This is a genomic window from Pseudomonas sp. DR48, from assembly GCF_019823085.1.
In the GTDB taxonomy this organism is placed as follows: domain Bacteria; phylum Pseudomonadota; class Gammaproteobacteria; order Pseudomonadales; family Pseudomonadaceae; genus Aquipseudomonas.
This window is the reverse complement of record NZ_CP081946.1, coordinates 4,745,103-4,758,303: the sequence shown is the minus strand read 5'-3', so window position 1 is coordinate 4,758,303 and position 13,201 is coordinate 4,745,103. Positions and strand designations below refer to the sequence as shown.

15 protein-coding genes are annotated in these 13,201 nt (G+C 60.3%); 9 read left to right on the top strand and 6 right to left on the bottom strand.

Annotation, left to right across the window (positions count from 1 at the left end; translation table 11 throughout):
• Positions 1 to 30: 30 nt before the first annotated feature.
• Complete coding sequence (locus K5K95_RS21600; RefSeq protein WP_222586017.1) at positions 31 to 747, bottom strand: tellurite resistance TerB family protein; 717 nt, start codon at positions 745 to 747, stop codon at positions 31 to 33.
• Between the two features lie 297 nt (positions 748 to 1,044).
• Between K5K95_RS21600 and pcsA the strand changes: the two genes are divergently transcribed.
• The 3 genes from pcsA to K5K95_RS21585 all read left to right on the top strand — a co-directional run bounded on the left by pcsA (position 1,045) and on the right by K5K95_RS21585 (position 3,314).
• Positions 1,045 to 1,767 (top strand): phosphatidylcholine synthase, encoded by a 723-nt coding sequence (pcsA, locus tag K5K95_RS21595; protein ID WP_222586016.1) that lies wholly within the window; start codon positions 1,045 to 1,047, stop codon positions 1,765 to 1,767.
• A gap of 4 nt (positions 1,768 to 1,771) precedes the next feature.
• Positions 1,772 to 2,158: a DUF488 domain-containing protein gene (locus K5K95_RS21590; protein ID WP_222586015.1), complete on the top strand. Its 387-nt coding sequence runs from the start codon at positions 1,772 to 1,774 to the stop codon at positions 2,156 to 2,158.
• Between the two features lie 229 nt (positions 2,159 to 2,387).
• Positions 2,388 to 3,314 (top strand): universal stress protein, encoded by a 927-nt coding sequence (locus K5K95_RS21585; RefSeq protein WP_222586014.1) that lies wholly within the window; start codon positions 2,388 to 2,390, stop codon positions 3,312 to 3,314.
• A gap of 964 nt (positions 3,315 to 4,278) precedes the next feature.
• On the opposite strand, the gene K5K95_RS21580 is transcribed toward K5K95_RS21585, so the two are convergent.
• Positions 4,279 to 5,091, bottom strand: a complete 813-nt coding sequence (locus K5K95_RS21580; RefSeq protein WP_222586013.1) for a class I SAM-dependent methyltransferase — start codon at positions 5,089 to 5,091, stop codon at positions 4,279 to 4,281.
• Between the two features lie 30 nt (positions 5,092 to 5,121).
• Entirely contained in the window at positions 5,122 to 5,391 is a 270-nt protein-coding gene (locus K5K95_RS21575; protein ID WP_222586012.1) for a DUF4242 domain-containing protein, read from the bottom strand.
• Between the two features lie 181 nt (positions 5,392 to 5,572).
• Between K5K95_RS21575 and K5K95_RS21570 the strand changes: the two genes are divergently transcribed.
• Entirely contained in the window at positions 5,573 to 6,565 is a 993-nt protein-coding gene (locus K5K95_RS21570; RefSeq protein WP_222586011.1) for an AraC family transcriptional regulator, read from the top strand.
• Between the two features lie 9 nt (positions 6,566 to 6,574).
• Here K5K95_RS21570 and K5K95_RS21565 read toward each other — a convergent pair whose 3' ends face one another.
• The 3 genes from K5K95_RS21565 to K5K95_RS21555 all read right to left on the bottom strand — a co-directional run bounded on the left by K5K95_RS21565 (position 6,575) and on the right by K5K95_RS21555 (position 8,476).
• The gene (locus tag K5K95_RS21565; RefSeq protein WP_222586010.1) at positions 6,575 to 7,786 is read right to left on the bottom strand and encodes a cytochrome c biogenesis protein DipZ; all 1,212 of its coding nucleotides are present in this window, start codon (positions 7,784 to 7,786) and stop codon (positions 6,575 to 6,577) included.
• Between the two features lie 173 nt (positions 7,787 to 7,959).
• Positions 7,960 to 8,172, bottom strand: coding sequence for a hypothetical protein (locus K5K95_RS21560; RefSeq protein ID WP_222586009.1), 213 nt, complete (start codon positions 8,170 to 8,172; stop codon positions 7,960 to 7,962).
• A 37-nt stretch (positions 8,173 to 8,209) separates the two neighbouring features.
• Complete coding sequence (locus K5K95_RS21555; protein ID WP_222586008.1) at positions 8,210 to 8,476, bottom strand: DUF2790 domain-containing protein; 267 nt, start codon at positions 8,474 to 8,476, stop codon at positions 8,210 to 8,212.
• A 306-nt stretch (positions 8,477 to 8,782) separates the two neighbouring features.
• Between K5K95_RS21555 and K5K95_RS21550 the strand changes: the two genes are divergently transcribed.
• The 5 genes from K5K95_RS21550 (at position 8,783) to K5K95_RS21530 (ending at position 13,098) form a co-directional block, all read left to right on the top strand.
• A complete protein-coding gene (locus K5K95_RS21550) occupies positions 8,783 to 9,523 on the top strand; it encodes a response regulator (protein WP_222586007.1) in 741 nt (246 codons plus the stop codon).
• Positions 9,520 to 10,830, top strand: coding sequence for a sensor histidine kinase (locus K5K95_RS21545; RefSeq protein ID WP_222586006.1), 1,311 nt, complete (start codon positions 9,520 to 9,522; stop codon positions 10,828 to 10,830). Before K5K95_RS21550 ends, K5K95_RS21545 begins: the two co-directional genes overlap by 4 nt.
• A 105-nt stretch (positions 10,831 to 10,935) precedes the next feature.
• Positions 10,936 to 11,568: a CDP-alcohol phosphatidyltransferase family protein gene (locus K5K95_RS21540; protein WP_222586005.1), complete on the top strand. Its 633-nt coding sequence runs from the start codon at positions 10,936 to 10,938 to the stop codon at positions 11,566 to 11,568.
• Positions 11,555 to 12,154 carry a lysophospholipid acyltransferase family protein gene (locus K5K95_RS21535; RefSeq protein WP_222586004.1) on the top strand — a complete coding sequence of 200 codons (600 nt, stop codon included), beginning with the start codon at positions 11,555 to 11,557 and terminating at the stop codon, positions 12,152 to 12,154. The genes K5K95_RS21540 and K5K95_RS21535 overlap by 14 nt, the downstream gene beginning before the upstream one ends.
• Positions 12,151 to 13,098: a phosphatidate cytidylyltransferase gene (locus K5K95_RS21530; protein ID WP_222586003.1), complete on the top strand. Its 948-nt coding sequence runs from the start codon at positions 12,151 to 12,153 to the stop codon at positions 13,096 to 13,098. The genes K5K95_RS21535 and K5K95_RS21530 overlap by 4 nt, the downstream gene beginning before the upstream one ends.
• Positions 13,099 to 13,201 lie beyond the last annotated feature (103 nt).

The following is a 13,201-nucleotide window of genomic DNA, read 5'->3' as shown; positions in this document are numbered from 1 at the left end:
GATGGTCGGTCTGAATTCGGGAATGATCGGTCAGGCCGCGCCGCCCTTGGCCTGTTGCTCCAGATGCACTTGCAGCTCGGGATCAATTTTCAGCGCCGCCGCCAGCTCATCCAGATAGTTGCGCTCGGCATCCTGTTGATCGTCCACCAGCATCACGCTGGCCAGGTACATCTCCGACGCCATGCCAGGATCAGTGGCCGATTGCGCCACATCCGCGGCATTCAGTGGCCGGGCCACTTCGTCATCCAGCCATTGCTGCAATTGCGGGTCATCGGTGTGACGGCCGATTTCGGCGCTGATCATCTGCTTCTCGGTGTCATCGATCCGGCCGTCAGCCTTGGCCGCCGCAATCAATGCGCGCAGGATCGCGTGACTGTGGTCCTCAATTTCCGGGCCCGACAACAAATCGACCGTGCGCGGTGCCTGCTGCGGCGCAGCGGCCTGGTTACGCTGCCACGCTTGATACGCCTGAAAAGCCATCATGCCCAGGGACGCCAGCGCCGCATAATTGGTGCCACCACCGGATCGACGCTGAGGCGAGCCGCCCATCGGTGAGCCGCCGCCCAGCAAACCACCGAGCAAACCACCCAGGCCACCGCCGCCCATGCCTGATCCGGCCCCGCCACCCAACAGACCACCGAGCAATCCGCCTAGCCCGTCTTGAGGCGCCGCGCCACCGCCGCCCTGTTGTGACATAGAGCCCTGGCCGGCCCGCAGTAATTGTTCGAGCAGATCGCTGGTGTTCATTACGATGTCCTCTTTGATAGGCGTGATTCAGTCAGGCAACGATAGTCCTCGCCTGTGAATGTGCCACCACCGTTTGGCCGACATGAAATCGGCAGAACAGGTAATCAAACGCACAGACGCCTGCTTCGTTAATACCCTGGATTTATCCGGGGTATTTTTTTGCCATCCAGCTAAGATTCACAGACGGTGAACCTTATTCCCGGATTTCCGGTCGATACCTGCAACCGAACCGGTTTGCCGCCGCCCTCGATGATGAGGGTGATGACTGGCTTGCTTCACTTTTTGGAGAACGCCCCCGTGATATCCACCCTACACATCGCCAGGCTCAAAGCATGGGGCGCCCATGGTTTTACCGCCACCGGCGTAGTCACTGCCTTCCTCGCTACCCTCGCGCTGCTGGAAAACCAGGCCACCAACTGCCTGCTGTGGCTGGGCGTCGCCTTGATCGTCGACGGGCTGGACGGCGCGCTGGCGCGTAAGGTCAATGTGCAGTCGGTGCTGCCGAGTTTCGATGGCTCGATCCTCGATCTGGTCATCGACTACCTGACGTATGTGTTTATTCCCGCCCTGTTCATCTATCGCTACATCCCGTTGCCGGACTACACGCTGCTGTTGACCGTGTCGCTGATTCTGGTCTCGTCGCTGTTCTGCTTCTGCAACGTCAACATGAAAAGCAAAGACAACTACTTCCAGGGCTTCCCCGCCGCGTGGAACGTGGTGGCCCTGTGCCTGTACATCATCGCCCCGTCGCCGTGGATCACTTTCCTCACCGTTATCGGCCTGGCATTGTTGACCGTGACGCGCATGAAGTTCCTGCATCCGTTCCGCGTGCGCAAATTCATGCCGATCAACATCGCCGTCACCGCCATCTGGCTGCTTTGCAGCTTGTCGCTGGTGATCAACCATCCGGTCATCAACCCGCTGGTGATGGGCCTTTGGTTGCTGATGTCCGCGTATTTCCTTGGCATCTGTATCTGGCGCACGGCAATGGAGTGGTTTGACGGATCGCGAAACAAGTAACGCCATGGCCATCCACATCGTTCGACTCGGTTCGCCCCGCTCGCCTGACGAAGGCCTGCGCATCGGCACGGTACGCCGCCCACCCCGGGGCGTGCCCAAGGCCGAGTTTGCCAGCCGTGATTTTTACGACGTCTGGCAACCGCTGCTGTCGCCCAGCGCCGAACTGGTTGCCGAAGCCAAGGCGGCGGTCGATGAAAAAGACTGGGAGGCCTTCCGACGCAAGTTCAAGGCCGAAATGAACCACCCTGCTCCCCACCAATTGCTGGACCTGCTGGCCGCCCTCTCCCATCAAACCTCGCTGGCCGTCGGCTGCTATTGCGAGGAAGAGGCGCATTGTCACCGTTCGGTGTTGCGCGAACTGCTGGAGGCGCGGGGAGCCAAGGTTGTCTAGCTAAAACAAAACCCAAATCCCTGTGGGAGCGAGCCTGCTCGCGATAGCGATTTATCATTCAGCATGAGTGTTGACTGACACTCCGCTATCGCGAGCAGGCTCACTCCCACAGGGATTTCGTGTTTTCAGAGATTGAGGCAGGCCAACGAGCTTGCTGGCGATCTTGGTCAATACTAAAGATCAGGTGTTCAACCAGTGACCGCTGTCTCCTTACCCCGGGAGGTTCGTCATGTCCGAACAATCACGCTTCATGCTGGTCGCCTCGCCCCTGATGGAGCACAGCCCTGCCTTCGACCGGGCTGCGGCGCTGGCCAAGGCCGAAGGCGCGGCGCTGCACATCGTGGCGTTCGACTATCTCGAAGGTTTGGCGACCGCCAGCCTGGTCAACGAAAAGGCCCTGGAACAAATGCGCCTGGGCTACGTCGATCGCCACCGCCAGTGGCTTGAAGATCAGGCTCGCCCCTTGCGCAAGATCGGCGTGCACGTCACCACCGAGGTGGCGTGGGTGGAACGCCCGCTGGAGGAGATTCTGATTCACCTCAAAGAGCAGCCGATGGATGTGCTGATCAAGGCGCTGGAGCACCAATCGCTGCTGTCGCGACTGGTGTTTACCCCGCTCGACGTGCACCTGCTGCGCGAATGCCCGGTGCCGCTGCATTTCGTCAGTCATGCCGTTCATGCCCTACCTCGCAAGATCGTCGCGGCGATCGATCCTTTCCATCGTGATGATCACTACAAAACCTTTAACGACCGGATCCTTCACGAAGCCTCGAAACTGGCCAGCGCCTGTAATGCCGAGCTGGACGTGGTTTACGCCTATGATCTTTCCTCCATCACTTCCGACGAATTCGGCTTCGATAAAGGCTCGGGGTATTTTTCATCGGGCAAGGCCAAGACTCTGTTCGACTGCCAGGAAGAGGCGTTCAACGAGTTGGCCGAACGCAACGGCATCGCGCCCGAGCAACGGCACATGATCATGGGCAGCCCGACCAAAGTCCTGACCCGTTTTGCCGATGCCTTTGACATTGATGTGCTGGTGATGGGCCGTATCGGTCACCGCGGGCTGGGGCGGTTTGTCGGCAGTACGGTGGAGCACCTGCTGTACAAAATGCCGTGCAGCGTTTGGGTGGTTTATACCGAGCGGCTGGATGAGTGATTGCCCCCTCGACGAAACACCGTCGCTCTCACAGATTGGGTACATATCCGTTTCTGCGGTCATGGCGACTATTGGTTCCGCCTTTACGGCGGGTCACTTTGAAAAGCACAAAGTAACCAAACGCTTGCGCCCCTGACGTACGGTGCCTCGCCTAGGCTCGGCATTCCCTCACTCCGGTCCTGCTCCGTGGGCCCGCCGCCATCGGCCATCCATGGCCGGGGGCGGCTAACCCGGCATCCATGCCGGGTTGCCCACTACGCAGAACCTGCGTTCGGCCTTCCGACGGGGCAGATCAAGATCAAAATCAAAAGCGGAAGGCGAGCTAACGCTCGACCTGATGAGTGGTGAGAAGCACCGGCTGTACGCCGATCTGCTTTAGGTGGGAGTGAGCCTGCTCGCGATGCTGTTGATCTTGCTGTTGATCGTTCCCACGCTCCGCGTGGGAATGCCGCCGGGGACGCTCTGCGTTCCGCTGTCGACACCAGGCTTGAGTCTTGCGCAAGAGTGACGCGGAGCGTCACGGGATGCATTCCCACGCAGAGCGTGGGAACGATCGCGCGCTGTGGGGAACGATCACGACGCGCAAGCGTTGAAGAACCAGGTCGGCCCGTAGGCCGCCTCGTTTTGCTTTGGCGGTGCACGCCCCCTCGTGAGGCCGAGCGCAGGTTCTGCGCAGTGGGCACCGCGGCAAGGATGCCGCGGTAGCCGCCCCCGGCCATGGATGGCCGATGGCGGCGGGCCCACGGAGCAGGACCGGAGCGAGGGCATGCCGAGCCTTAGCGAGGCACCGAACGTCAGGGGCAAAAGCGCTTGGTTACTTGGCGCTTTTCCAAGTGACCCGCTGTAAAAGCGGAACCAATAGCCGCCGTTACCCAAGTAACGGATATGCCCCCAACCCCAACCCCAACCCCAACCCCAAAGTAAACAGCATCACGCTCCCACAGGAGGTTGGTATGTTGAAAGTTCACCGTCGAGTAATGACAACCTCCAGATATTCACTAGGCACCACCAACGATTTTTCACCCGCCCGATTCATCCGATTGATCAGCTCCGTCAGATCACTTTCAAGAGCCTTGGCACCATCAGCAGGCAACACCGCAAACGCCTTGTGCAGCGGCCCGTACCAGTTACGGAACACATCAATGAAGTGCGCCGCCGAGCGATAACGGAAATTGAAAGTCCGCCGCGTAACCTGGACCAGAAAGTCACGCTCATCGAAATGCTCATGCAACCAGGGTTCGGCCCCCCAATTCGAAGGCGATGGCGCCCCTGCCGGCGGTGGCAAGTGCTGACCCAGGGTCTTGAACATCTGGCCGACAAAACCCTCAGGCGTCCAGTTGGCCAAGCCGATACGCCCACCAGGGCGACACACCCTGGCCAGTTCTGACGCGGCTTTAGCCTGGTCCGGGGTAAACATCACACCAAACGTCGACAGCACGGCATCGAAACTGCCATCGGCGAACGGCAGCGCCTCGGCGTCGGCCACCTGGAAGGTCACCTCCAGGCGTTCGGCCCGGGCCCGGTCTTCGCCACGTTCCAGCAGCGCCGCAACATAGTCGGTCGAGGTCACGTAGCAGCCACGGCGTGCGGCGGCGAGGGTCGCATTGCCGTTGCCGGCCGCCACGTCCAGCACCAGCTCATCACACAGCAGGTCGCAGGCTTCGGCCAGTTGCTCGCCGACAATCTGCAAAGTGGTGCCGATCACGGCATAGTCGCCGCTGGCCCACGCGGCCATCTGGCGGTTTTTCAAGGCAGTAAGATCAATGGGGGTACTCATCAAGTCTGCTCCGTACGGGTCTGCCTCGGCTTATTCCGCCGTGGTCGGATCGATGATGTTCATGACCTGGGAAATGCGATTGGCTGGAAAACCACTCTGCCGGGCGTGCTCCTTGATCAGCTCTTCGCTTGGCGAGATGTACACGCAGTACAGCCTGTCACCCGTGACATAACTCTGAACCCACTGCACTTCGGGCAAATCGCGCAATGTCCGGCAGGACTTCTGCGATGCCGCTTTCAAATCCCTTTCTGACAGTGTTCCAGCACCTGGAATATCGCGTTCTATAACGAACTTAGGCATGGCAACCTCTCACTGTTGTTATTGATGACAGGGTCGGCAGTGGCCCTGTGCGCAAACTATCGCTCTGCCGACTTGCGACGTCCTGCCCGATCGTCGGCCAACACTGTCCGATCGTCCGGAGATTTCGCACAGCGGCGCCACACGTTCACAATCGAAAGCATTCGCCAGCACGGAAACCGTCATGGATGCCCTGTCCCAGACCCTGCGTGTCGTGCGCCTGGTCGGCGCGATTTTCATCAATGCCAGGTTCACTGCGCCCTGGTGCTATCAGTCGCCCAGCGCCGACACGGCCGCGCCGTTTCTGGAGCCCGGCGCCGAGCGCGTGGTGATCTTTCACTTGATCACTGAAGGCGAGTGCTACGTCGAGCTCGATGATCAGCCGCCGCTGCTGCTGACGGCCGGCGATGTGGTGGTGTTTCCCCAAGGGGACGCCCACCGCATGAGTTCCAAACCCGGGCTTGCACCTGCCACGGGTGCGCGGCTGGACGTGGTGCTGGCGCGCCGTCCCCGGCAACTGAGTTATGGCGGTGGCGGCGCGGTGACGCGTCTGGTGTGCGGCTACCTGGCGTGCGACAAGCGGCTGGCGGGCTTGATGCTGACGGGATTGCCTGCGGTGGTACGGGTCAATGTGCGCGGCTCGAATGCCGGTATGTGGCTCGAATCTTCGGTGCGTTATGCGCTGGCCGAAGCGCGTTCGCCCAGGCCCGGTGGTGAAGGCGTGTTGGCCAAACTGGCCGAGGTGCTGTTCATCGAGGTATTGCGCCTGTACATGAACGAACACGGTGAAGGTCGGACCGGATGGCTGGCGGGTGTCAGCGACCGGATCGTCGGCGCTGCCCTCAACGCGTTGCACAAAAAGCCCTGTCACGCCTGGACCCTGGAGGAACTGGCGCGCACCGCCGGCACGTCCAGGTCGGTGTTGGCGGAGCGCTTTGCCTGTCTGGTGGGGAGCTCGCCAATGCAGTACCTGACGCAATGGCGCATGTTGCTGGCGGCCAACCTGTTACGCAGCAGTAACAGTTCGTTGATGCGGATTGCCGAAGAAGTGGGTTACCAGACCGACACGGCGTTCAGCCGGGCCTTTCGTCGTGAGTACGGCGCGCCACCGGCGGCATGGCGCCGCAGTCAGGAGAAAAAACCAATGGCCCACGGCGTGCTGCCTGTGAGCCATTGATGTCGAGGGTTACGCGGCAGGTGCCTTGGCCTCTTCCAGTAGTTGCTGAATCATCTTTTCCTGAGTCTCGTAGCTGCCTTCGCCAAAGTGGGTGTAACGCACCTGGCCCTTGGCGTCGATCAGGTAGTGAGCGGGCCAGTATTGGTTGTCGAATGCACGCCAGATCGCATAGTTGTTGTCGATGGCCACCGGGTAGGTGATGCCGAGCTTTTTCACCTGGTCCTTGACGTTGTCGATGATGCGTTCGAAACCGTATTCCGGGGTATGGACGCCAATCACTACCAGGCCATCCTTCTCGTATTTCTTCGCCCAGTCCTTCACGTACGGCAAGGTGTGCTGGCAGTTGATGCAGTCGAAGGTCCAGAAGTCCACCAGCACCACTTTGCCTTTCAGGGAATCGTTGCTCAGGGCTGGCGAGTTGAGCCATTGGACCGCGCCGGACAGCGACGGCATGGCGCCTTGGGCGTTGTCCATGGACGTATCGGCCTTGACCTTGCTGACGAAGTAGTCGACCACTTTCGGCACAGTTTCCAGTACACCTTTCTCCAGGCTGCTGACGCCTTCGGACGAGGTGCCAGCCAGCAGTGTCTTGTCGGCGCCGGTGGAAATCACCGCGGCAGCGGCCAACACCGCCACACCGGCACCCCGACGCAGCCAACCGGTGACCGGGATCGATGCTTTCAAGCGATTGACCAGGCCGCGACCGGCGAAGATCAAGGTGCCCAGGGACAGCGCGCTGCCCAGGCCGTACGCCAGCAGCAACAGACTGGTCTGCGCATTGGCGCCTTGCAGCATGGCACCGGTAAGAATCACCCCAAGGATCGGCCCGGCACAGGGTGCCCAGAGCAGCCCGGTGGCCACGCCAATCATCACCGATCCCAAGGGGCCGGACATTTTGCGGGTGTCCGGGTCGAGGCGATTGCCCAGCGCCACGAACGGACGGGCCAGCCAGTCACCGACACGGGCGGAAATCAGCGACAGGGCGAACAATCCCATCACGATCAGGGCGATGTGGCGGCCGGTGTTGTTGGCTCGCACCACCCATTCGCTGCTGACCACGGCCAGGCTGGAGATCAGGGCGAAGGTCAGGACCATGCCGCCAAGGGTGAGCAAGATCGATGAGCGTGTGCGTTTGACACCGGCGAACAGGAACGGCACGACCGGCAGGATGCAGGGGCTGAGGACGGTCAATATGCCGCCCAGGAACGCGATGAGAAACATGGGATCACCTAAACATGTGGGGGGGGGTGCCGATTCCCACCGATCCTTGTGGGAGCGGGCTTGCCCGCGAAGGCGGAGTGTCAGTCGACATCAATGTTGAATGTACTGGCCTCTTCGCGAGCAAGCCCGCTCCCACAGGGGATTGGCGGTGGGCGCAAAACAGTGACCGGGCCTCAAGCCGTCTGGTTATCCAGCTGTTGGCCCTGCGGCGTACGGCTCGAACCGTCCTGTGCCAGCAAGGCATTACCGGCCTGCTCCGCCACCGGCGTCAGCTGGAAGCACGTGGCACTGCCACAGGTTTTCTGTTCAACAGCGACATTGGCATGAGCCGCCGCACCGGCAATGGAGAAGGCAACAGCGGTCAAATAGCGAGTGACGTTGATCATGATGTTCTTCCTGTTTCAAAGGGGATTGGCAAAGGACTCAGTTGTCGGTGGTGCAACCATCGGCAAATTTGCTGTAATCGAGTACCTGGGTTTTGTCGTGGGAATCCAGGTAGGTCATCTGGGCATTGACGATCCCGCAGGAAGGCGTGGCGTCCTGTTTCAACGACAGCACTTTCTTGATGTCCAGGTGGGTGCCGTAGGTGTAGGTTTTAGCGGTGACATCGGCAGCTTCGGCGCGGGCCGCCAAAGTGCAGATGTTCAGGGCGGCAAACAGGCAAGCGGCGTAGATGGCTTTGGTATTCATGATGGTTTCCTCATGGCTTCAATGGATAGGTCGTTCATCTGGGCCGAGGCGGTCTGGAGTGCCTCGATGGAACCTATTAGAAGCCTGCGAGGTATCTCGTCTGTGTCGAAAACAGACGCGTGTAAATCGTTGCGTATCAAAGCCGGCCCCTGATACAGAGCGATACAAAACCACTGAAAAAGAGCGTTTTTGCGTCTGCGTGTATCCGCCGCCACGGCAGATACACTGCAATACAAAGGGCTGCGGGCGAGCGGGCAAAGGCTCGATAGACTGCGTGACATCCCCCATTGATAGAGGCTTGGTTCCATGGAACATGTCGATCACATTCTCATCGTCGACGATGACCGAGAGATCCGCGAGCTGGTGGGCAACTACCTGAAGAAGAACGGCTTGCGCACCACCGTCGTCGCCGACGGGCGCCAGATGCGCGCCTTTCTCGAGACCACGCCGGTAGACCTGATCGTGCTCGACATCATGATGCCGGGCGACGATGGCCTGCTGCTCTGCCGCGAATTGCGCGCCGGTAAACACAAGGCCACGCCGGTGCTGATGCTGACCGCGCGCAACGATGAAACCGACCGCATCATCGGCCTGGAAATGGGTGCTGACGATTACCTGGTCAAGCCGTTCGCCGCCCGTGAACTGCTCGCGCGTATCAACGCCGTGCTGCGCCGCACGCGGATGCTGCCGCCGAACCTGGTGGTCACTGAAAGCGGCCGTCTGCTGGCTTTCGGACGCTGGCGCCTGGACACCTCGGCCCGTCACCTGCTCGACGAAGACGGCACCATGGTTGCGCTCAGTGGCGCCGAATACCGCTTGCTGCGGGTGTTTCTCGATCACCCGCAACGGGTGCTCAATCGTGACCAGCTCCTCAACCTGACCCAAGGCCGCGACGCCGACTTGTTCGACCGCTCCATCGACTTGCTGGTCAGCCGCTTGCGCCAGCGCTTGCTCGACGATGCCCGCGAACCGGCGTACATCAAGACCGTGCGCAGCGAAGGCTATGTGTTTTCGCTGCCGGTGGAAGTGCTCGGGGCGCCTTCATGAAGCTGGCAATTCGTTGGCCGCGCACCCTCGCCTCGCGACTGTCGCTGATCTTCCTGATCGGCTTGATCCTCGCGCAGGCGCTGTCCTTCGGCGCGCAGTATTACGAGCGCTACGAAAGCGCGAAAAACACCATGCTGGGCAATCTGGAAACCGACGTCTCGACGTCCATCGCGATCCTGGACCGCTTGCCGGCCGAAGAACGGGCGAGCTGGCTGAAACAACTGGATCGGCGCAATTACCGTTATTTGCTCAATGAAGGCTCGCCCGGCACCAGCATGCGCGACACGCCCATGGCAATGACATCGATCAAGGACGCCATCGGTAAGGATTACCCGATGAACGTGACTGACATCCCGGGTCCGCAAAAGCACTTTCAGGTCCACCTGAAACTGGCGGACGGCAGCCCGGTAACCATCGACGTCCGGCCATCGATGGTGCCGCTGTCGCCATGGCTGCCCGTCGTGTTGCTGGGCCAGTTGGCGCTGATGATTCTCTGCACCTGGCTGGCCGTGAAAATCGCTATCCGTCCCCTCACCCGCCTCGCCCAGGCCGTGGACAACCTAGACCCCAACACCCACGCGGTGCTGCTGGATGAAAACGGCCCGACCGAAGTCGCCCATGCCGCCATCGCCTTCAATTCGATGCAGGCGCGTATCGCGGCGTATTTGAAGGAGCGCATGCAACTGCTGGCGGCGATTTCCCACGACCTGCAAACCCCGATCACCCGCATGAAACTGCGCGCCGAGTTCATGGACGACTCCAGCGAGAAAGACAAACTGTGGAACGACCTTGGTGAGATGGAACACCTGGTGCGCGAAGGCGTGGCCTATGCCCGCAGCGTTCACGGCGCCACCGAAGAAAGCCGCCGCACCGACCTCGATTCGTTCCTCGACAGCCTGGTGTTCGACTATCAGGACATGGGCAAGGACGTGCAGCTCAATGGCAAAAGTGGCGCGGTGATCGACACCCGGCCCCATGCATTGCGACGGGTCCTGGTGAACCTCACGGACAACGCGCTGAAGTTCGCTGGCGCCGCGGAGTTATGGGTAGAAACAAAAAACGGCAACCTGTCGGTCAAGGTCATGGACCGCGGTCCCGGCATTGCCAAAGAGGAACTGGCCCATGTGATGGAGCCGTTTTACCGGGTGGAGAATTCACGCAATCGCAGCACCGGCGGCACCGGTTTGGGCCTGGCGATTGCCCAGCAGTTGGCATTGGCCATCGGCGGATCGTTGACCTTGAGTCAGCGTGAGGGCGGCGGATTGTGTGCCGAGTTGAAGTTGCCGCTTCGACCTGTCAGTCAGTAAACAGGCACAAGGGCGAAGGATAGCCTCTATAGTGTCGGACACAGTCGCGCAACGCGCCGCTGTGCTGCTCCCGATAGCAACTGACACCTATATGGATATTGGCAAATGGATGACAACAGAAGGCCCATCAAGACGCGCTCTGCGGGCTGGGCAAAACACCTCACCGACCTTTTGGTGAAACGAGACATTTCCCCCAATCAGATCTCCGTCGCCAGCATCGCCTTTGCGCTCGCTGGCGCAGTGGCGCTGAACATCGATAACGGCCTGGTCGGCTCGATCATTTGCGCGGTGGGCATTCAATTGCGCTTGCTGTGCAACCTCTTCGACGGGATGGTGGCGATCGAGGGCGGCAAGAAATCCGACATCGGCAGCCTCTACAACGAATTCCCCGACCGCATTGCCGACAGCCTGCTGATCATCGCCCTCGGGTATGCCATCGGGCACGCCGACCTGGGCTGGTTCGCGGCGTTGGCCGCTGCGCTGACGGCGTACGTGCGGGTATTTGGTGGCTCGATTGGCTTGAAACAGAGCTTCATGGGGCCGATGGCCAAGCAGCATCGAATGGCCGTGATGACCGGCGCACTGGTGCTCAATGCGCTCGAAACCAGCCTGTATGGCACTCACTACAGCCTGTTGATCGCACTGATCGTGATTGCCGCCGGATCCGCCGCAACCTGCGTCACGCGCACCCTGGCCATCTCCCGTCAGCTCAAGGGGAACGCCCATGTGGATCAGTAACGCACTGATTTCGGTCCTTCGATTCCTCATCGGCGTCACGGCCCGATGGGAAAGCCCGCCGGACCTGACGCGCCAGCGCATCTACTTCGCCAACCACACCAGTCACATGGACACCCTGGCAATCATCGCGGCCCTGCCGCCCGAAGCCCGGATAAACGTGAAACCCGTGGCAGCCGCCGACTATTGGGGCAAGAACGCGTTTCTGTCGTACATCTCGCAGAAAGGCCTGAATGCGGTGTTGATCGAGCGAAATCCAGCCCCCGGCGTCAACGTGCTCGAGCCGATTTTCGATGTGGTGCGCGCCGGTCATTCGATCATCATCTTTCCGGAAGGCACCCGCGGCAGCCAGCCGTTGCCCGGCCCTTTCAAATCGGGTCTGTACCGCTTGGCCGAGACGTTCCCCGAGGTCGACCTGGTGCCTATCTACCTGGAAAACCTGCATCGCTCCATGCCAAAAGGCAAACACGTGCCGTTGCCCATCATCTGCACGATCCGCATCGGCAACCCGATGCAACGAATCGCAGGTGAGGAAAAACAGCAGTTTCTGGACCGGGCGCGTGATGCGATTGTGAGGTTGGCAGAATGAATCTTGACCAAAAGTTTTTGTGGTTCTTCGGCGCCATCGCCGGCCTGTTGGCGATTGCCTCGATCATCGGCCGGATCCTGGCCAGCCGGGCTAAATCAGAAAGCTCGATGTCGACCATCGAGAACCTCAACCAGCGGGTCAATGCCTGGTGGGGGATGGTCATCATCTTCTTCGTCTCCTACCTGCTGGGCGGGAACGCGACGGTCATTCTGTTCGGCTTCATTTCCCTGTTCGCACTCAGGGAATTCATCACCCTGACACCGACACGGCTGGGTGACCACAACGCGTTGTTCTCGGCGTTTTTCATTCTGATTCCGCTGCAATACGTGTTGATCGGCACGCACTGGTATTCGCTGTTCACGCTGTTGATTCCGGTGTACGCCTTCCTGCTGTTGCCGGCGATTGCGGTGCTGAGCCAGGACACCGACGCCTTCCTGGAACGGGCGGCCAAGATTCAGTGGGGGGTGATGATTTGCGTGTATTGCATCAGTCACGCGCCGGCACTGTTGCTGCTGGACCTGGAAGGCTTCAAGGGCCAGAACGCGTTGCTACTGTTCTACCTGGTATTTGTCGTGCAGATGAGTGACGTATTGCAGTACGTATTCGGCAAGCTCTTTGGCAAGCACAAGGTTGCGCCGCTGGTGAGTCCGTCGAAAACCGTGGAAGGCCTGGTGGGCGGCGGACTGTCAGCGACGCTGATTGGCGGGTGCATGTTCTGGATGACACCGTTCAACTTTTGGCAGTCGCTGTTGATGTCGTTGGTGATTGTGGTGATGGGGTTTCTGGGCGGACTGGTCATGTCGGCAATCAAGCGCAGCTTGAGCGCCAAGGACTGGGGAACCATGATCAAAGGGCACGGCGGCATGCTGGACCGGATGGATTCGATCTGCTTTGCGGCACCGATCTTCTTTCACCTGACGCGGTATTTTTTCTCCGCTCAATAAAACAGACACCACCAATCCCTGTGGGAGCGGGCTTGCCCGCGATGAGGCTGGCACATCCAACATTGATGTTGGCTGATAATCCGCCATCGCGGGCAAGCCCGCT

Excerpts from the sequence above, each read along its gene's own strand:
- K5K95_RS21545 (WP_222586006.1), top strand. The coding sequence starts at position 9,520 with ATGAAGCTGGCAATTCGTTGGCCGCGCACCCTCGCCTCGCGACTGTCG.
- K5K95_RS21570 (WP_222586011.1), top strand. The coding sequence starts at position 5,573 with ATGGATGCCCTGTCCCAGACCCTGCGTGTCGTGCGCCTGGTCGGCGCG.
- K5K95_RS21560 (WP_222586009.1), bottom strand. The coding sequence starts at position 8,172 with ATGATCAACGTCACTCGCTATTTGACCGCTGTTGCCTTCTCCATTGCC.
- K5K95_RS21600 (WP_222586017.1), bottom strand. The coding sequence starts at position 747 with ATGAACACCAGCGATCTGCTCGAACAATTACTGCGGGCCGGCCAGGGC.
- K5K95_RS21590 (WP_222586015.1), top strand. The coding sequence starts at position 1,772 with ATGGCCATCCACATCGTTCGACTCGGTTCGCCCCGCTCGCCTGACGAA.
- K5K95_RS21550 (WP_222586007.1), top strand. The coding sequence starts at position 8,783 with ATGGAACATGTCGATCACATTCTCATCGTCGACGATGACCGAGAGATC.
- K5K95_RS21575 (WP_222586012.1), bottom strand. The coding sequence starts at position 5,391 with ATGCCTAAGTTCGTTATAGAACGCGATATTCCAGGTGCTGGAACACTG.
- K5K95_RS21580 (WP_222586013.1), bottom strand. The coding sequence starts at position 5,091 with ATGAGTACCCCCATTGATCTTACTGCCTTGAAAAACCGCCAGATGGCC.
- K5K95_RS21535 (WP_222586004.1), top strand. The coding sequence starts at position 11,555 with ATGTGGATCAGTAACGCACTGATTTCGGTCCTTCGATTCCTCATCGGC.
- K5K95_RS21585 (WP_222586014.1), top strand. The coding sequence starts at position 2,388 with ATGTCCGAACAATCACGCTTCATGCTGGTCGCCTCGCCCCTGATGGAG.
- K5K95_RS21530 (WP_222586003.1), top strand. The coding sequence starts at position 12,151 with ATGAATCTTGACCAAAAGTTTTTGTGGTTCTTCGGCGCCATCGCCGGC.
- K5K95_RS21540 (WP_222586005.1), top strand. The coding sequence starts at position 10,936 with ATGGATGACAACAGAAGGCCCATCAAGACGCGCTCTGCGGGCTGGGCA.
- K5K95_RS21565 (WP_222586010.1), bottom strand. The coding sequence starts at position 7,786 with ATGTTTCTCATCGCGTTCCTGGGCGGCATATTGACCGTCCTCAGCCCC.
- K5K95_RS21555 (WP_222586008.1), bottom strand. The coding sequence starts at position 8,476 with ATGAATACCAAAGCCATCTACGCCGCTTGCCTGTTTGCCGCCCTGAAC.